The organism is Luteolibacter luteus (assembly GCF_012913485.1).
GTDB classification, from domain to species: domain Bacteria; phylum Verrucomicrobiota; class Verrucomicrobiia; order Verrucomicrobiales; family Akkermansiaceae; genus Haloferula; species Haloferula lutea.
Genome location: NZ_CP051774.1, coordinates 3,120,729 through 3,136,652, shown reverse-complemented (window position 1 = coordinate 3,136,652; position 15,924 = coordinate 3,120,729). Strand labels below are relative to the sequence as shown.

Below are 15,924 nucleotides of genomic sequence, written 5' to 3'. Positions count from 1 at the left end.
GCGGTGTCCGGGGATCGATCCGGCCCTTGCTTGGAATTTCGGGCCGGGCCAGCCCAGTATCCCCGGCATGCTCAAGCCGCTGCGGTCCCTTTTCCTGCTCGCCCTTAGCCTCGGATGCCTGCAGGCGGAGGAGAAGCAGCGCTTTTCCTTCGAACGGCCGCTGATGGGCACTCGTTTCGCGATCACCTGCTACGGCACGGACGGAGCCGCGGCAAAGGAGGCGGCGGACGAAGCGTTCATGAAGGGTGAGGAGATCAACGCGATCGCCTCCGACTACATCCCGGAAAGCGAGCTGATGCAGTTTTCCCAGAAAATCGGACAGCCGGTGAAGGTCTCTCACCTCATGGCGGAGCTGCTCCAAGCATCCTTCGCGATGGCGAGATCCACGGACGGAGTCTTCGATCCCACGCTGGGACCGCTGACCAAGCTGTGGCGGGAGACCCGGAAAACCCAGAAGCTTCCCGACCCGGAGGTGCTGGAAGCGGCCAAGGCCAAGTGCGGCTGGCAGGATGCGGTATGGGACGAGGAGGCCGGGACCCTACTGCTCAAGAAGCCGGGCATGCAGCTCGATCTGGGGGGAATCGCGAAGGGCTTCACGGCGGAGAAGATATTCGAGGTGATGGCGAAGCGCGGATTTCCCCAGACGATCATCGCGGCGGGTGGTGACCTGCGGCTGGGCGATCCGCCGCCAGGTCGCGAGGCATGGCGGGTGGGGCTCCAGACCTTTGACCCGGAGGAACCGGAGGAAGTGGTGGAGCTGAAGAACTGCTCCGTCTCCACTGCGGGGGACCTGCACCAGTTCGTGGAGATCGATGGGAAGCGCTACTCCCACATCATCGATCCGAAGACCGGGCTGGGGATCACCAACAAGGTGGCAGTCAGCGTCATCGCCCCGCACGGGGTGATCTGCGACGGGCTGGACACGGCGGCCTGCGTGATCGGGGCGGAGAAGGCGGAGGAATTCGCGATGAAGCGCGGGGCCACCCGGGCGATCGTGCGAAAGTAAGAAGGCACCCGCCTATTTCAGGCGCTGCTCCAGCCATGGAGTGAGCTTCTTCTCCCAAAGAGCAGCATGCTCGCGCAGGCCCTCGCCGCTGAAGTGGACGCCTTTCCCGCCTGCTTCGCGGAACTCCCCTTTCAAGGCGTCGGTATCCGGCCCTTCCAGCGCGGCACCGTCTTTCCACAAGGCGGCCTGACCGCTGCGGAGATCGGGCGAAGATTCGTCGCCGGGAATGTGATAGCTGGTCTGCGCGACAAACCACGGAGCATCGATGGCGCTTTGCGCACGGGACTCGCGAATGATCGTTTCCAGATACTCACGGTAAAGATCACCCGCCAAGGTGCGGGTGGAGTCGGCTTGGTTGGCATCGCTCTCGCCTTGGTGCCAAAGCACCGCGCGAAAGCCTCCGGGGCCCGCTTGCTTCATGCGATTCACAAGCATGGCGAAGGCCTCCCCCTTGCTGGCCCAACGGCCATCCGGGAGCTGCTCGACCCGATCTGTTAGAGTGGGTGGATTCGGGAAGGTGGCACCCTTCGGCAGCCATTCCCGGACACTGGTCGCGCCGATGCCGCAGGGGATGAAACCAACGGGCACCTTGAAATGCGTGGCAAGCGCATCGCCGAGCGGCGGGATGAAGCTGCCACCCGCACCGCTAGCTCCCGGTTGCGGATCATTCGCAGGCTGCCAGTGCCGGCCATCGAAGGACACGACCTGACCGGTGCGGGCGAGCTGCTTTTCTTCGCCGTGATTCGCGGAGTTCGATTGGCCGGCGACGACGAAGAGCTCGCCGATGCCAACGTGATCGATCGCGGCTCCGGCAAGCGGCTGGCCATCGTGAATGGCCCGCACTTCAATACGATACCAGCCACCCGCGGGCAGCTCGATCTTACCGGTGAATGAGGGCCCCTCCACTGCTTTGGCAAGCGCCTGCCATGCGCTGGCTGAGCCAGCACGGAGGGTGCGCACTTCCAGATCGAGCGTTCCCTGAAGCTCCGACAAACTGCCAGAAACCGTGAGTTCCCCGCGATCCGCGGCTTTCCGCTGGATGACCTGATAGTCCGATGGCGAGGAAAGCACGATGCCCGCCCCATGGGCAACCAAGGGCAAGAGGGACAGAAGGAGGATTTTCATCGCCCGGAGAGAACGGACGATCGCGGTGATTTACTTCACCAAGCGCTCCGCGAGTTCCCAGTTTTCGTGGTAACGCTTGAAGCTGCGCAAGGCCCACTCGGCCTCCGCAAGGACCACCCAGTGACCTGCGGAATCCTTCGCGAGGGCGCAGCCGCCGGGAAGATCATCGGTGGGAGCATTTACACCTCCCACCGGTTCACCCTCGGCCATGAGCCAACGGATCACGGTCCACGGCGAAAACTCCAAGACGACCTCCGCACCGTATTCGGTTTCGAGGCGATACTTGAGGACTTCGAATTGCAGAGGACCCACCGCTCCCAAGATCATGGTCGTTCCTGCAGCGCTCTCGAAAAGCTGGGTCACGCCTTCACGCACCAGCTGGTCCATGCCAGCGCGGAAGCGCTTGGCAGTGGCAGTGGTGCGGCCACGGATAGTGGCGAAACACTCCGGCGGGAAGACCGGGATTTCGTCAAACTTGATCGAAGAATCGGTGGTCAGGGTATCGCCGATCTCAAAGGGCTGATTGCCCACCAGGCCGACAACGTCACCGGCGAAAGCCTCGTCCACGATCTCACGCTCTTGCGCGAAAAGCTTCTGCGAGTTCGAGAGGCGGATCTGTTTCGCGGCGGAGCCGTGCCAGACCTGCATGTCGCGCTCGAACTTGCCGGAGACGATGCGGATGAAGGCCATGCGGTCCCGGTGCTTCGGGTTCATGTTCGCCTGGATCTTGAAGACGAAGCCGCTGAAGCGCTTGTCCTCCGGCTCAATCAAGGTCTCTCCCGATTTCCGGCCCGAAGGTTCCGGGGCCATGGAGAGGAAGCCATCGAGTAGGAGCTGGATGCCGAAATTGTTCGCGGCGGAACCGAAGAAGACCGGGGTCAGCTCGCCCTTGAGCACGCGCTCCTGATCGAAGGGTGCTCCGGCGATGTCGAGCAGCTCCATTTCCTCGATCGCCTTGTCCACCAGATCGCCATCGACGTGCTCGCGCACCGCCGGGTCAGTGAGACCCATCACGGAAACGGGAGCGCGGTAGGCACCGGCCTTCGTCTTCTCGAAGAGGTTCAGCTGGCCATCCGCACGCTGGATGATGCCGCGGAAGCGCGGGCCATCGCCCAAGGGCCAATTCATCGGGTGCGAAGCAATGCCGAGGACGTTTTCGATTTCATCGACGAGATCGATCGGCGAGCGGGTCGGCCGGTCGAGCTTGTTGATGAAGGTGAAGATCGGGATACCGCGGAGACGGCAGATTTCGAAGAGCTTGCGCGTCCGGGCCTCCACGCCCTTACCGGCATCCACCACCATGATCACGGCGTCCACGGCGGTGAGCACGCGGTAGGTGTCCTCCGAGAAGTCTTCGTGACCGGGGGTGTCGAGCAGGTTCACGTGGAAACCGCCGTAGGTGAACTGGAGGACGGTGGAGGAGATCGAGATGCCGCGCTGCTTTTCCAGCTCCATCCAGTCCGAGGTCGTCGCGCGGCGGTCGCGGCGCGAGGTCACGCTGCCGGCGAGATCGATGGCACCCCCGTAGAGCAGGAATTTCTCGGTCAGCGTCGTCTTGCCCGCGTCCGGGTGGGAGATGATGGCGAGGGTGCGGCGGATGGAAGAAGGATGGGACACGGGAATCGGAGCGGCGGCGGTGGGGCCGGAGGGAAACACGCCGCCCGGCCCCTGCCAAGGCCGCGTTCTTCCCGCACGGCGGGCGATTCCCCGCCAAAGTTCCGCAAGCAATCACCAGCAAAGCGCCTGCGGGAGCCGGTATGCATGCAGCCGGTTGCCGCGTTAGCCGGGGCCGGGCCGCTTCTTGGTAGGGCCCGCGCCCCGGCGCGCCATCCGCCTGCCGGTCCTGTTCGCCCGCGATGAGTGCCCCGTCCTTTCTCCAAGTCCCGATCCGCCTGCGCCACCAAGCCGCGGATTTCCATGAGCGACTCGCCTCACTGGGCATGCTCTGCCTGCGGGCGAAAAATCTGACCGCCGAGTTGGTCGCGATCGCGGACCCGGGGGAGATCGTTCTGGAGGGATCCAACCAACTGCTTTTCCCCTCTCTCGGACTATCCGTCTCACCATCCCGGATCGCCGGGGTACACGCGATGCGGATCGTCCAGTTGCCACGGCACTCGGGCGTGCTCGAATTCGACTTCGAGCACGCCCGTTTCCCTCTGGGAATCGCGATTCCGGGCGATCTGAACGGCGGCACGCGGCTGCAGGAATTCGTAGCGGCGTTTTGTGAGGAGGAGGTGGAGATCCCGGATCTGCTGAAGTGGCGCGCGGGGCTGGCCGAGCCCTTCCAGTCCTGCCCCTGCTGCCAAGCGGCGGCGGAGCAGCGGCGCGCGAATCCGGAGGCCCATCCTCTCGCTCCGATTCTTTCGGATGCGATCGACTTCGGCTTGGAACTCCACTGCCGGATCACCGGGGAGGGTTTCGACTTCTCCCGCTTCATCGATGCGCGACGGATGTCTTTCCAGCAATCGATCACGCTCCACGACGATCATGGCGACGGCATTCTGCGGATCGATCCCGCGCACGCCCACGCCATCTGGGTGCTGCCGGTGCGGGTGGACGGCGAGACGCGCACGGCGGTGCGGATCTACGATACGCTGGGCAGCATGAATCTGGAGTTCTCCGTGCCGGGGGATGCCTTCGTGGCACCTTGGCAGCGCTACTGCGCAGCGGCCTGCTCCTAGAGCCCCAATGACGGTGCATGCGGACCGATGGCAATTAAGCGCCATCCTTTGGCAAGGACGCACAAGTGAGCTGGCTGCCTCCGTGCTAGCCTGACCCCGTAGAAAGGCCGCGGTCCTGCTATCAGCGCCAGCCCCGGCTAATCATTACCGATTTTTCGTCCCACCCCGGGCAAGCAGGGCCACCGAATCATTGTCCAAGGGCAAGATCCGGTGGCCCATAAATCTCTAAGGCCTAGGAGCCTCGTGAGATCGAGGGCCGGGGCTTCATCCGATATCAGGCATTCCGCATTAGCGCTAGATTGCCCTGACCCTCGGAAAGGCAATTGAGATCACATCTCAATTCATTGAAATCCATCGAGTTGAGACTACATCTCAAGTCATCCTTTCCTTGCAAAGCAGGGAAAATGGAGTCCATGTTAGGCGAATCCATTTTCTCAGAATGAAAACGAAGACCACCACCCGCGCCTGCGAAGCCTGTGCCTACTGGAACAAGCTGGAAGACGATCACGGCGAATGCCGCCGTCACGCACCTCAGACCATCGCCTTCGAGGTGGATGACGAGGTGAAGTTCGAATCCATGTTCCCGGTGACCGCAGCGGAAGACTGGTGTGGTGACTTCACCAAGGCCGACTGAGCGACCAGCCTGTCCGGCCACACCCCAGCCAACCCCTACGCCCCGGCAGCCCTAGGCCGGGGCGTTTTTTTGTTCCGGATCGGACGAAATCGAACTCTTGCCCGCGGGGGCGAGGGGGTGACAGTCTCCGCCAATGGCGCTTGTCGTCATGCGGATTGTGAAATAATCCGTCACTCTCAGTCGTTTTACCGCCCCGATCATGCAGAATCCTATCCGCATCCTCTGCGTCGGAGCCGGCCACATGGGCCGCTCCCACGCTCTCGCCTACCATCGCATTCCCGGCTTCGAGATCTGCGGGATCGTCACCCGCTCCGCGGAAAGCCGCGGAAAGCTGAATGCCGAGCTCGGCGGCGGCTATGCAGAGTTCGCGGATTTTCACGAGGCTCTGGCGGCGACCAAGCCGGATGCGGTGAGCATTTCCACCTACCCCGACACCCACGGCCCCTACGCGGAAGCGGCATTTGAAGCCGGTTGCCATGTCTTCATCGAGAAGCCGCTGGCGGAAAATGTGGATGCCGCGGAGGCGATCGTGGCCAAGGCGAGGGCGACCGGGAAGAAGCTGGTGATCGGCTATATCCTGCGCCACCACCCAAGCTGGATCAAATTTATCGAAGTGGCCCAGACCCTCGGCAAGCCGCTGGTCATGCGCATGAACCTGAACCAGCAGTCCTTCGGAGATAACTGGAAGACCCACAAGGCGCTGATGTCCTCAATCTCGCCGGTGGTCGATTGCGGGGTGCACTACGTGGATGTGATGTGCCAGATGACCCGCTCCCGCCCGATCCGCGTGTCCGGGATCGGTGCCCGCCTGAGCGACGAGCTGCCGGAAGGCAAGATCAACTACGGTGCGCTGCAGGTGACCTTCGAAGACGGATCCGTAGGCTGGTATGAGGCCGGCTGGGGTCCGATGATGAGCGAGGTGGCTTTCTTCGTGAAAGATGTGGTGGGCCCGAAGGGCTGTGTCTCGATCGTGGCGGACAAGGCCGCGGGCGAGGGCCAGAGCTCGAATGTGGATGCGCACACGCAGACTCAATCGCTGCGCCTTCACCACTCCCAGCTCACGGCGGAAGGGACTTTCGTAAAAGCGGACGACATGATCCGTCTGGACGACGAACCGGATCACGATGCCCTGTGCCATCGCGAGCAGGAGTTCTTCCTCAAGGCAATCCTGGAAGATACGGATCTGACCGATCACATGGATGATGCGGTCGCTTCCATGCGTATCGTCGAAGCAGCAGACGAAAGCTTCCGCACCGGCAAGACCATCGATCTTTAACCCAAGCTTATCCGGCGTTCCGGGATGGACGTCCGGCGTTCCTTGTTCTCTTTTCCTAACCGACCATGAAATCCATCACCCTTCTTCTCCTTCCACTCGCCGTATCCGCCGCGGAGCCGAAGCTCCAATCGCTCTCGCTCTTCAACAGCAAGGACCTTTCCGGCTGGAAGGGTGAAGGCTATGTGGTGGAAGATGGCGCGATCGTCTGCACGCCGGAAGGCCGCAACCTGGTGACCGAACGCACCTACGCGAACTACGCGCTCGATTTCGAATTCAAGCTGCCCGCGGGCGGCAACAACGGCATCGGGATCAACTACCCGGGCACCGGCGATGCGGCGTATGTCGGCATGGAAGTGCAGGTGCTGGACAACTCCGCGGACCAGTACAAGAGCCTCGAGCCCGCCCAGTATCACGGCTCGCTCTACAAGCTGGCCGCCGCCAAGAAGGCCCCGCTGAAGCCGGTGGGCGAGTGGAACCAGGAGCGCATCTACGTGAATGGCAACGACGTGCAGGTCACGGTCAACGGCGAGGTGATCCTCAATGCAAAGCTCGACGAGCTGAACAAGCAGGATCCGAAGCATGAAGGTGCGAAGCGCCGCTCCGGGCACATCGCACTCTGTGGTCACGGTGACCGCGTGGCCTTCCGCCGCATCAGCATTTGCGAACTTCCTCCTGCCGCGAATGAAGAAGGCGCGAAGAAGGAAGGCTTCACCAAGATCTTCGACGGAAGCACGCTCGAGGGCTGGGAGTCCGAGCCGGGTGACGAAGGTCACTGGCGTCCGGTCAACGGCATTCTGAAGTACGACGGCCGCAGCGAAGCGAAGGACAAGGACCTCTGGTTCAGCAAGGAGTATGGCGACATGACCATGATCTTCGACTGGCGCTGGGCAGCTCCCGGACCGGTGATGAAGCGCCCGATCATCGGCGCCGACGGCAAGGAAACCGGCGAACAAGTGGAAGTGCAGGAGCTGGACAGCGGCATCTACCTGCGCGGCAACTCGAAGAGCCAGGTGAACCTCTGGAACTGGCCCTGCGGCTCCGGCGAAGTCTATGGCTATCGCACGGACAAGTCGCAACCGGCCGAGGTCATCGCCGGTGTGACACCGAAGGCGAAGGCCGACAAGCCGGTGGGCGAATGGAACCGCACCATGATCACGATCAAGGGTGATCGCCTGACGGTGGCGATCAACGGCCAAACGGTGATCGAGAACGCCCAGCTCCCGGACGTCCCGGCGAAGGGCAAGATCGCCCTGCAGCATCACGGCTCCTCGATCGACTTCGCGAACATCTGGGTGAAGGAGCTCTAAGGCGCATCCGGGCATCTCCGATTCAAAGCAAAACCGGCAGGCCTCGCGGCTTGCCGGTTTTTGTTTTCGTGAGGAATTTGACCTGCCGCTCCCAAGACCTTAAAAGCAGGCAGTGAACGTTTTCCCGCTGTTTCGAATATCTCGCCCCGTTTCGCCACGAAACGGGGGCGTAGCTCAGCGGTGAGAGCACCCGCCTTATAAGCGGGAGGTCGCGGGTTCGATACCCGCCGCCCCTATCAATCCGAGAAACGGTCGCTGGACAGCGGCTTTACGTCGGTCTTTTCAGCGCGGCCCTTTTCCTGAACTGCCTCACGGGTGGACCAGCTGACATCACGGCCGCTGGCGGGACCTGCGTAATCCTCTTGAGTCGTCGATCCGCAGGAAGCAGTGAGCTGGACGAGGACGGCGATCTGGAGGGGCAAAAGGACTTTCATCGGATAAGCAGATTTCAAGCGCTCCCCCCGCCCCCCGGCAAGGACTTTGTGGCCGGAGACCTTGACCGGAGCGGCCCGGAGCCGGTTATTCTCCCCCTGCTGCATGGAAATCCCGCCCCAGATCGAGCTCCGGCCCTATCAGAAAGGGGATGCGGCTGACTTGGCAGGCCTGCTTTCCGAACTGGGCTACCCGACGGAGGCCGAGGCAGTGCGGGCCCGGATGGCACTCCTCTCCGCAGATCATTTCACGATTGTCGCGGATTGCGGTGGCCAGGTTGCCGGCTTCATCGGGCTGGTGAAGATCCAAGCCTACGAGACACCGGCACCGCTGGGTTACATCCTGGCGCTGTCGGTCGGCGGGACCTACCAGCGTCAGGGATTGGGGAAAGCGCTCGTCGCCGCGGCGGAGGAGTACTTCCGCTCGCAAGGGATCACAGACATCCGGGTCAGCAGCGGGCTACAACGGGAAGAGGCTCATCTCTTCTACGAGGCAATGGGGTACCAGAAGACAGGGTATCGTTTCAGGAGAAGCATCAAGTGAACGAGCCATGGAAAACGCCGGAGAAGAACAAGGGCCTCTCATCGATCCAGCTTCCACGAAACGGATCCGGTCTTGGAGCCGCTTTTACTGGGTCGCAACGGTCTGGCTAATCGGATATCTGGGGATCATCGCCAAGCAGGCGGTCTGCTCCGGAAATGTTCTCTGGGGAATCCAGCATGGCGCAACGGTCGGCGCGGTGACCTCGTGGTTCATGCTGATCCTGACTGTGCCACTGGGTCTCTTTGGATCTGTGATCGCGTCATCGTGGAGACCTTTGCGGGCCCACAAGTTCTGGGTGTCCTTGGTTCTCCCGATCTTCATTTCGTTCGCGGACGTCATCTCGCTAGCCATTGCCCAGATACACCCCCACGGGAAATTCGAATCGGTAACCGGTGTGAAATTCCCGGCTGATGCTACGGCAATACAATGTTCTTTCACGGGAACGGATTTCATCTTGGCCGATCCCCAGCATGTCTACGAGTTCACTTGCTCACCAGCGGAGACGGAACGATTGACCCGCGAACTGAAGTTGCACCGCAATGCGCCCGGTAGCTACCCGGGAAGAGGCAAAGGAGGAAGCTGGAGCGTTTCCGAATATTGGACGAGCGACTTTCCCACCGAAAGATCGGTCGATTTCATTGAGCTGGAAACCGACTCCAGCCGCACTAGAGTTCGTGTGATCGCCAGTTGGATCTAGGCCATCCAAGTACGAAATTTCTCGTACTTCAAATGGCGCTGCCTTCACTAACAGCGTTTACGTAGAATCCCCTGCGGCCTTCTTTCTGCTGGCGCGAAACCATTTTCGGGGCGAGGTGTTACCCACTCGCGTGAAAAGAGGACTGAAGGGAATCGAATCATTTCTCATCGTGCTCAGCATGGTGGTCCCCGGGATCGCCATGGCCGCGATGAGGGATGCGGAGCCCCTGATGTCGCGGTGGTGGGGCTCTGACTCGCATGCAGTCCCCGCGACGATCCTTCTCACCTGGCTCCTGGTGGTTCTCGGGTGCACGGTCTTTGCGGGAAAGCTGCTAGCCTCCACCGCGGAGGAGCGGCGGAAATGGGAAGTGGGCGTCCACTCGGTGATCCGCCTGATTTTGTTCCAGATCGTCCTCACGCCCGGCATGGCGATGATTTCCGACGCTTTGTTCAGTGCGATGGTGTGACGATGCTTGCTCAAGGACCGCCTCTTCGCTCTGTTCTGGAAGGTGGATCCCTCCCTTCCCCCGCCCGCAATCCCGGCTCTCACCCGGGTGCTTTTGATCTTCCTCTGTGAGATGGTGCCGGGGATTGCCGGGGCGGTTCTCGTCCTGGCAACGGGAAGATTCCCGGGGATGCTTCCTGACTCACCGGTGCTGCTTTACACGGGATGGGCCGTGGTCATCGGCATTCTGATCGGTTGCAGCCTTTTTGCTGCCAATCTGATCGCCTCGACGGAGTCCGAAAGCCTGCGCACGACACGGCGGAACGAGGCCTTCACCTTCATGATCTGCAGCCAGCTGGTGATCGCCCCGATCTTCGGCATCTCCATGATGTTCCTTTTTTCGAATGCCTTCTGACATTTCATCCTGCGGCGCGGGAAGCTGGCACTTGCCCCCCCACCCCGCTGCGGCTTTGCTCCGGCCGTGAACCTGCCAATTTCGCCGCCCCGCGCCTGGGCGGAGATCGATCTGTCCGCCCTCCGCGAGAACCTGCGCTCTGCCCGCGAAGCCGCCGGCTGTGAGGTGATGGCCGTGGTGAAGGCCGGCGCCTATGGCCACGGGCTGGAAGAAATCGCGAAGGTCCTCGCCTCGGAACAGATCGCCTTCTTTGGCGTGGCAAATGTCGGCGAGGCACGTCGCATCGCGGACGCCGGTGTGGAGACCCGGATCTACCTCCTGGGTGCGACTTGGGCGGAGGAACGCCCCGAGATCGTGGCCCGCGGGTGGACGCCCTGCATTTCCGCTCTGGATGAGGCGCGCCATTTCAACGACCTGGCCTTCATGCGCGGTGTCCGGCTGAAGGTGCACCTCTCCGTGGACATCGGGATGGGGCGCGGCGGTTTCGTGGCCGACCAGCTTCCCGAGGTGATCGACGAACTCGGCGGCCTGCCGAACCTGGACATCGAGGGAATCGGAGCGCACTTGCCCTCCGCGGATGAAAACGAGGCCCAAACGCACGAGCAGATCGCGAAATACATGGCGGTCCTCCATTCCATCGGCGGGCCGGAGCGCTTCCGCTGGCGGCATCTCTGCAACAGCGCCGGACTGCTCGGTTACGGGCAAGGGGACTGCAACCTCACCCGACCGGGGCTGATGCTTTACGGAATCTCGCCACTACCGGGACATCCGGTGCAGCTGAAGAACGTGATGAGCCTCAAATCCCGGGTGACCCTGATCCGCACCCTGCCCGCAGGCCACGGGGTATCCTACGGCAGTGCCTTTGTGACGACGAAGCCCACGCGGGTGGCGACCATCGGGATCGGCTACGGCGACGGCTATCCGCGCCATGTTTCCGGGAACGGTGCGGAGGCCTTCATTCGCGGTCGGCGCTTCCCCTTGCTGGGCCGTGTGACGATGGACCAGCTGATGGTGGACGTGTCCGACAGCGATGTGGAGGAAGGCGATGAGGTGGAAATGTTTGGAGAGAATATCCGGGTGGACGAGGTGGCGGCGAAGGCCGGGACCATCGCCTGGGAAATCCTTACAGGCATCACCCCCCGCGTGGTCCGTGTCTATGCCTGAGGGACCCGGAATATCCCGCAAGCAATCTTCTCCCACGCCGTATCCTTCACACCATGCGCAAGCTCCTCGCCTCCCTCGTCCTGATGGCCACCGCTGCGGCGGCGGACCTGACCACCATTCCCTTCAAGACCATCACCGGAAAGGAAACCAGCCTGGCCGAATACAAGGGCAAGGTGGTGCTGGTGGTGAACACCGCTTCGAAGTGCGGCCTGACCCCGCAGTACGAGGCGCTGGAAACGATCTACGACAAGTATCGTAAAAAGGACTTCGTGATCCTTGGCTTCCCGTGCAATGACTTCGGCAACCAGGAACCTGGCACCGAGAAAGAGATCCGCACTTTCTGCAAGGACAAGTACGACGTCAGCTTCCCGCTGATGGAGAAGATCCATGTGAAGGGCCCTGAACAGCACCCGCTCTATGCCGCGCTGACCGGCAAGGAAGGCGCTTTCCCGGGCGATGTGGCTTGGAACTTCGGCAAATTCCTCATCGGCAAGGATGGCAAGCCCATCGCTCGCTTCGAGCCAAAGACCACACCTGATAGCCCCGAAGTGACCGAGGCCATCGAGAAGGCACTGAAATAAGAGCCATTCGCAGTTCTTTTCCTATCAGCTCCGGACGGCCTTGCCGACCGGAGCTTTTTCGTGGCCGGCTCACCAATCCAAGGTGGCCCGGACCGGGAAGTGGTCGGAAGGGTAGTTCCCGTTGAGGGAGCTGCGGATGATTCCTGAATCGATGATCTTCAGATCGGGCGTGGCGTAGATGAAATCGATCCGCGCCCGATTCGTCACACCGGTGAATTCGTGGAAGGTGCCGGCTTCCTCCTCGGGGGTGTCGCCGTTTGCGACGCGCCACACATCGGCGAAGCCGGTGGCCTTGATCGCGGCGTGAAGCGGATCATCGATGGCGGCATTGAAATCGCCGGTAAAAATCACGGGACCCTGGCCCTTGCGCTGGGCGATGCGGGAGAGGATGAGTTCGGTCCCTTTTTGGCGGGCTTCCGATGAAGCGTGGTCGAGGTGGGTATTGAAGAAGAGCAGCGTGCGCTTGGTTTCGCGGTCGTAGAGCTTTGCCCAGGTGCAGATGCGCGTGACGGTATTTCCCCAAGTGCAGGAGTTGCAGATTTCCGGGGTATCGGAGAGCCAAAAGGTCCCGGAGTCCTGGATGCGGAAGCGGTCTGCCTTCACCAGGATGGCGGCGTGCTCGCCTTGGACGATGCCATCTTCACGACCCACGCCAATCGTCGCGTAGCCGCTGAGGCGATCGGCAAGGTCATCCATCATCTGCGGCAGACCTTCCTGGATGCCCACGATGTCGGCATTGTCGGATTTGATGAGATCCGCCGTTTGGTCGCGGCGCGCGGTCCAGGCGCGTTCGCCTTTGTCGCCGGAAGTGATGTAGCGGAGGTTGTAGGAGAGCACGCGCAGGGGCTTCGCTTCTGCCGCGCCGACGGCCAATACGCCGGCTACCACACAGGCCAAGGATCTCAAGGTCATGACGGCAGCTTGCGAAGTGATCCCCGGGGCGTCGAACTGAAACTGGTGACGGCCATGGTATCCAAAAGGGAGCTTCCGGGGCAATTCGCCCGCCTGTTATCCCTGTTAAAACAGGAAAAATAACAGGCCCGGTCCGGCAGGAACGCCCTGCGAAAATCCCGCCATTTCGCCTAGCGCCCGATGGTCTGAATTTTTCCACGGGAGCTTCATACAAGGATGACCCGACGCGTTCTACTGCCAATCCAGACGCTCGTGCTTTCACTTCCGCGTTGCGCCGGGCGAAGGCTTTCCGCGATGGTCGCTCCATGAAGTGGCTCCTTTCCCTCCCTTTCATCTCGATCTCCGCAGGCGATCCCCTGAGCTACGATTGTCTTTTTTCGGACACGGCCCCGATCGTCGACGGCGATCTTTCCGATGCCGTGTGGGAGAAGGCGACGTGGACGAGCGACTTCATCGACATCCAGGGAGACAAGAAGCCCAAGCCGCGCTTCCGGACGCGGGCCAAGATGTTGTGGACCAGTGAAGGCCTGCACGTCTGCGGGGAGATGAAGGAGCCCCACGTGTGGGGCACACTCACCGAGAAGAACGCGATCATCTTCCACGACAACGATTTCGAGATCTTCCTCGATCCCGATGGTGATACGCTCAATTACTACGAGTTCGAGATCAACGCGCTGGGCACCATCTGGGAACTCACCTTGGACAGGCCTTATGCAAAAGGCGGAACCGCGGTCCATGGCACGAATCTCCCGGGCCTGAAGAGTGCGGTGAAAATCCAAGGCACGCTCAATGATCCTTCGGACACGGATACCGGCTGGACCGTGGAGGTCTTCCTGCCTTGGAAGGACCTCGCGAAACATCAGGGCAGCGTCAGCTCCCCGCCGAAGGCTGGCGATACCTGGCGCATCAATTTCTCGCGGGTGGAATGGAAGCACGAGGTCAAGGAAGGCAAGTATGTCCGGGTGCCCGAACACGGGGTAAAGATCCCCGAGGGCGAGCATCCGGAGGACAACTGGGTCTGGAGCCCGCAAGGCGAGATCGCCATGCACATCCCGGAGATGTGGGGGAAACTGAGGTTTGTGAAGTAGGCTGCCGTGGAACCGTTCTAACGATGGAATTCCGGTGCTGCATTCGGTTGGCGGATGACGTATAGGCCGCGGGATGTCTTGGCTCCGCCTTGCCCTTCTTTCAATAGTCCTGCCGCTTTCCGCAGCGGAGCGCGGGACTTGGCTGTGCATCGGGCCGGATGAGCTTTTGAAGGAGGCGGCGCCGCTTTGCGAATACCGCGCAGCACAGGGCTGGGAGGTGGTAAAAAGTAGTGCGGCTCCGCGGAAAGCCATCGGGGCGCAGACGACCAAGCCTGCCGCTATCCTTTTGCTCGGAGACGATCTGCCGGGTGATGCGGGTGAGGTATGGCTTACCCGTGCCGAGCGTCATCCTTACCATGGCTGGTTGGCAAAGCATCCGAAGGAATTCGTGAGTGATTCGTCGTACGGTGACCTCGATCATGACGGGGTGCCGGACGTGCCAGTGGGGCGCATTCCAGCGCGGACGCCGGAGGAGCTTGGTGCGGTGGTAAAGAAAATCCTGGCTTGGGAATCACGGACACCATCTCCAGAGGACCTGACCCTGCCTGTTTGGACCGGTGATCCGGGATTCGGAAAGATCGGGTCGGTGCTGAAGCTCGCATATCTGCCCTTTGTGATGCAGCAGCTGCGGCGTGAAGCACCGCCCTGGGCGGGCTTCTGGTTTCTCCAATCGGATCCCCGAAGTCCCTTCTGCGGCTGGCCCGCGGACAGCGCGGTCAATTTCAACGAGCGGGTGGCGCAAGGAGGATTGCTAAGCGCGATGATCGGACATGGCCGGGAAGATTCCTGGTGGATCACCACCTTGCCGAGCGGCTCGCTGCGTTATCGCGCCGAGGATGCCCGTGCGATGACCGGGCCCTCGCCTGCCCCGCCGCATGTGGTTTTCGCGTGCCGGTGCGGCGCCTTCGCCGATGGTGCAAAGCGCTCGCTGGCGGAGGAGTTTCTTTTCGCACCCGGAGGACCGGTGGCCTGTGTCGGGGCTTCGGTGGATTCCCATCCGCTAACGAACTACTATGGATCTACGAGTTTGTTAAGAAGCTTGGGCGAACCGGGATGCGACACCTTCGGCGAAGCATGGGTATCCTCGATCCGGAAAGCCCATGAACGGCACGAGCCGATCATCGAGACGCTCGTGTCCGTGCTCGAACCGCTGTTGATCGGGAAGAGGAATGAAATCAGGAATCTCAAGTCGGATCATCTGCTGATCTACAATCTGCTCGGTGATCCAGCGACGCGGCTTTTCGTGCCACAGACGCTGGAAGCGAAGGTCGTGCGCTCCCGGGAGGGATGGACGTGGATCGTGCCCAAGCCTAAAGACCTCCCAACCGGAGCAAGGCTAATCGTTCAACATCGGCCAGAAATCAGGAGCTTTTCCTTCAAAAAGCCTGCCAGAGCGGCCACGGCTGCCGACGATCTGATGCGGCAAGTGAACGACTCACTTAACTTCAAGACACTGAGCGAGATGAGCCGCGAGGAGGAGTGGCATGGAGCGCTAAATGAAGCCGGCTCCCTGCGCCTGTGTCTGTCGGACTCCTCAGGAATCCGCGTCTTTGCGATGCTTTTAGGTGCTGAAAATTGACTTCTCGCGACAGAACATAAAAGCTGTCGTATTTACAAAA

17 protein-coding genes and 1 tRNA gene are annotated in these 15,924 nt (G+C 61.5%); 14 read left to right on the top strand and 4 right to left on the bottom strand.

Annotated features, from left to right (window positions below; translation table 11 throughout):
- The first annotated feature begins 67 nt into the window (after nucleotides 1-67).
- On the top strand, nucleotides 68-1,006 hold the full coding sequence (locus HHL09_RS13105) for an FAD:protein FMN transferase (RefSeq protein ID WP_169455081.1): 939 nt from the start codon (nucleotides 68-70) through the stop codon (nucleotides 1,004-1,006).
- Nucleotides 1,007-1,018: 12 nt separating this feature from the next.
- On the opposite strand, the gene HHL09_RS13100 is transcribed toward HHL09_RS13105, so the two are convergent.
- Together HHL09_RS13100 and HHL09_RS13095 are read right to left on the bottom strand one after the other, a co-directional pair.
- The gene (locus HHL09_RS13100) at nucleotides 1,019-2,131 is read right to left on the bottom strand and encodes a sialate O-acetylesterase (RefSeq protein WP_169455080.1); all 1,113 of its coding nucleotides are present in this window, start codon (nucleotides 2,129-2,131) and stop codon (nucleotides 1,019-1,021) included.
- 30 nt (nucleotides 2,132-2,161) lie between these two features.
- The gene (locus tag HHL09_RS13095) at nucleotides 2,162-3,748 is read right to left on the bottom strand and encodes a peptide chain release factor 3 (RefSeq protein ID WP_240963785.1); all 1,587 of its coding nucleotides are present in this window, start codon (nucleotides 3,746-3,748) and stop codon (nucleotides 2,162-2,164) included.
- A gap of 239 nt (nucleotides 3,749-3,987) precedes the next feature.
- Between HHL09_RS13095 and HHL09_RS13090 the strand changes: the two genes are divergently transcribed.
- The 5 genes from HHL09_RS13090 to HHL09_RS13070 all read left to right on the top strand — a co-directional run bounded on the left by HHL09_RS13090 (nucleotide 3,988) and on the right by HHL09_RS13070 (nucleotide 8,265).
- Nucleotides 3,988-4,812 carry a hypothetical protein gene (locus tag HHL09_RS13090; RefSeq protein ID WP_169455079.1) on the top strand — a complete coding sequence of 275 codons (825 nt, stop codon included), beginning with the start codon at nucleotides 3,988-3,990 and terminating at the stop codon, nucleotides 4,810-4,812.
- Between the two features lie 439 nt (nucleotides 4,813-5,251).
- Complete coding sequence (locus HHL09_RS13085; protein ID WP_169455078.1) at nucleotides 5,252-5,446, top strand: hypothetical protein; 195 nt, start codon at nucleotides 5,252-5,254, stop codon at nucleotides 5,444-5,446.
- A 199-nt stretch (nucleotides 5,447-5,645) separates the two neighbouring features.
- A complete protein-coding gene (locus HHL09_RS13080) occupies nucleotides 5,646-6,722 on the top strand; it encodes a Gfo/Idh/MocA family protein (protein ID WP_169455077.1) in 1,077 nt (358 codons plus the stop codon).
- A gap of 65 nt (nucleotides 6,723-6,787) precedes the next feature.
- Nucleotides 6,788-8,029: a 3-keto-disaccharide hydrolase gene (locus HHL09_RS13075; RefSeq protein ID WP_169455076.1), complete on the top strand. Its 1,242-nt coding sequence runs from the start codon at nucleotides 6,788-6,790 to the stop codon at nucleotides 8,027-8,029.
- A gap of 163 nt (nucleotides 8,030-8,192) precedes the next feature.
- Nucleotides 8,193-8,265 (top strand) — tRNA-Ile (locus tag HHL09_RS13070).
- Here HHL09_RS13070 and HHL09_RS13065 read toward each other — a convergent pair.
- Entirely contained in the window at nucleotides 8,266-8,463 is a 198-nt protein-coding gene (locus HHL09_RS13065) for a hypothetical protein (protein ID WP_169455075.1), read from the bottom strand.
- Nucleotides 8,464-8,566: 103 nt separating this feature from the next.
- Here HHL09_RS13065 and HHL09_RS13060 point away from each other — a divergent pair, with 103 nt between their 5' ends.
- From HHL09_RS13060 to HHL09_RS13035, 6 genes are all read left to right on the top strand, one after another.
- The gene (locus HHL09_RS13060) at nucleotides 8,567-9,004 is read left to right on the top strand and encodes a GNAT family N-acetyltransferase (RefSeq protein WP_169455074.1); all 438 of its coding nucleotides are present in this window, start codon (nucleotides 8,567-8,569) and stop codon (nucleotides 9,002-9,004) included.
- Nucleotides 9,005-9,011: 7 nt separating this feature from the next.
- On the top strand, nucleotides 9,012-9,701 hold the full coding sequence (locus tag HHL09_RS13055; protein ID WP_169455073.1) for a hypothetical protein: 690 nt from the start codon (nucleotides 9,012-9,014) through the stop codon (nucleotides 9,699-9,701).
- A 130-nt stretch (nucleotides 9,702-9,831) separates the two neighbouring features.
- Nucleotides 9,832-10,167: a hypothetical protein gene (locus HHL09_RS13050; RefSeq protein WP_169455072.1), complete on the top strand. Its 336-nt coding sequence runs from the start codon at nucleotides 9,832-9,834 to the stop codon at nucleotides 10,165-10,167.
- A 168-nt stretch (nucleotides 10,168-10,335) separates the two neighbouring features.
- The gene (locus HHL09_RS13045; RefSeq protein WP_169455071.1) at nucleotides 10,336-10,560 is read left to right on the top strand and encodes a hypothetical protein; all 225 of its coding nucleotides are present in this window, start codon (nucleotides 10,336-10,338) and stop codon (nucleotides 10,558-10,560) included.
- Between the two features lie 66 nt (nucleotides 10,561-10,626).
- Nucleotides 10,627-11,724 (top strand): alanine racemase, encoded by a 1,098-nt coding sequence (gene alr / locus HHL09_RS13040; protein ID WP_240963784.1) that lies wholly within the window; start codon nucleotides 10,627-10,629, stop codon nucleotides 11,722-11,724.
- Between the two features lie 83 nt (nucleotides 11,725-11,807).
- Nucleotides 11,808-12,305, top strand: coding sequence for a glutathione peroxidase (locus tag HHL09_RS13035; protein WP_240963794.1), 498 nt, complete (start codon nucleotides 11,808-11,810; stop codon nucleotides 12,303-12,305).
- A gap of 69 nt (nucleotides 12,306-12,374) precedes the next feature.
- On the opposite strand, the gene HHL09_RS13030 is transcribed toward HHL09_RS13035, so the two are convergent.
- Nucleotides 12,375-13,217 (bottom strand): endonuclease/exonuclease/phosphatase family protein, encoded by an 843-nt coding sequence (locus tag HHL09_RS13030; RefSeq protein ID WP_169455069.1) that lies wholly within the window; start codon nucleotides 13,215-13,217, stop codon nucleotides 12,375-12,377.
- Between the two features lie 305 nt (nucleotides 13,218-13,522).
- Between HHL09_RS13030 and HHL09_RS13025 the strand changes: the two genes are divergently transcribed.
- A complete protein-coding gene (locus HHL09_RS13025; protein ID WP_169455068.1) occupies nucleotides 13,523-14,305 on the top strand; it encodes a carbohydrate-binding family 9-like protein in 783 nt (260 codons plus the stop codon).
- Between the two features lie 73 nt (nucleotides 14,306-14,378).
- Entirely contained in the window at nucleotides 14,379-15,884 is a 1,506-nt protein-coding gene (locus HHL09_RS13020; protein WP_169455067.1) for a C25 family cysteine peptidase, read from the top strand.
- Nucleotides 15,885-15,924 lie beyond the last annotated feature (40 nt).

What these genes read in the sequence shown, in the direction of transcription:
- HHL09_RS13090 (WP_169455079.1), top strand. Translation starts at nt 3,988, where the DNA reads ATGAGTGCCCCGTCCTTTCTCCAAGTCCCGATCCGCCTGCGCCACCAA.
- HHL09_RS13105 (WP_169455081.1), top strand. Translation starts at nt 68, where the DNA reads ATGCTCAAGCCGCTGCGGTCCCTTTTCCTGCTCGCCCTTAGCCTCGGA.
- HHL09_RS13055 (WP_169455073.1), top strand. Translation starts at nt 9,012, where the DNA reads ATGGAAAACGCCGGAGAAGAACAAGGGCCTCTCATCGATCCAGCTTCC.
- HHL09_RS13020 (WP_169455067.1), top strand. Translation starts at nt 14,379, where the DNA reads ATGTCTTGGCTCCGCCTTGCCCTTCTTTCAATAGTCCTGCCGCTTTCC.
- HHL09_RS13065 (WP_169455075.1), bottom strand. Translation starts at nt 8,463, where the DNA reads ATGAAAGTCCTTTTGCCCCTCCAGATCGCCGTCCTCGTCCAGCTCACT.
- HHL09_RS13045 (WP_169455071.1), top strand. Translation starts at nt 10,336, where the DNA reads ATGCTTCCTGACTCACCGGTGCTGCTTTACACGGGATGGGCCGTGGTC.
- HHL09_RS13030 (WP_169455069.1), bottom strand. Translation starts at nt 13,217, where the DNA reads ATGACCTTGAGATCCTTGGCCTGTGTGGTAGCCGGCGTATTGGCCGTC.
- HHL09_RS13060 (WP_169455074.1), top strand. Translation starts at nt 8,567, where the DNA reads ATGGAAATCCCGCCCCAGATCGAGCTCCGGCCCTATCAGAAAGGGGAT.
- HHL09_RS13100 (WP_169455080.1), bottom strand. Translation starts at nt 2,131, where the DNA reads ATGAAAATCCTCCTTCTGTCCCTCTTGCCCTTGGTTGCCCATGGGGCG.
- HHL09_RS13080 (WP_169455077.1), top strand. Translation starts at nt 5,646, where the DNA reads ATGCAGAATCCTATCCGCATCCTCTGCGTCGGAGCCGGCCACATGGGC.
- HHL09_RS13035 (WP_240963794.1), top strand. Translation starts at nt 11,808, where the DNA reads ATGGCCACCGCTGCGGCGGCGGACCTGACCACCATTCCCTTCAAGACC.
- HHL09_RS13075 (WP_169455076.1), top strand. Translation starts at nt 6,788, where the DNA reads ATGAAATCCATCACCCTTCTTCTCCTTCCACTCGCCGTATCCGCCGCG.
- HHL09_RS13085 (WP_169455078.1), top strand. Translation starts at nt 5,252, where the DNA reads ATGAAAACGAAGACCACCACCCGCGCCTGCGAAGCCTGTGCCTACTGG.
- HHL09_RS13025 (WP_169455068.1), top strand. Translation starts at nt 13,523, where the DNA reads ATGAAGTGGCTCCTTTCCCTCCCTTTCATCTCGATCTCCGCAGGCGAT.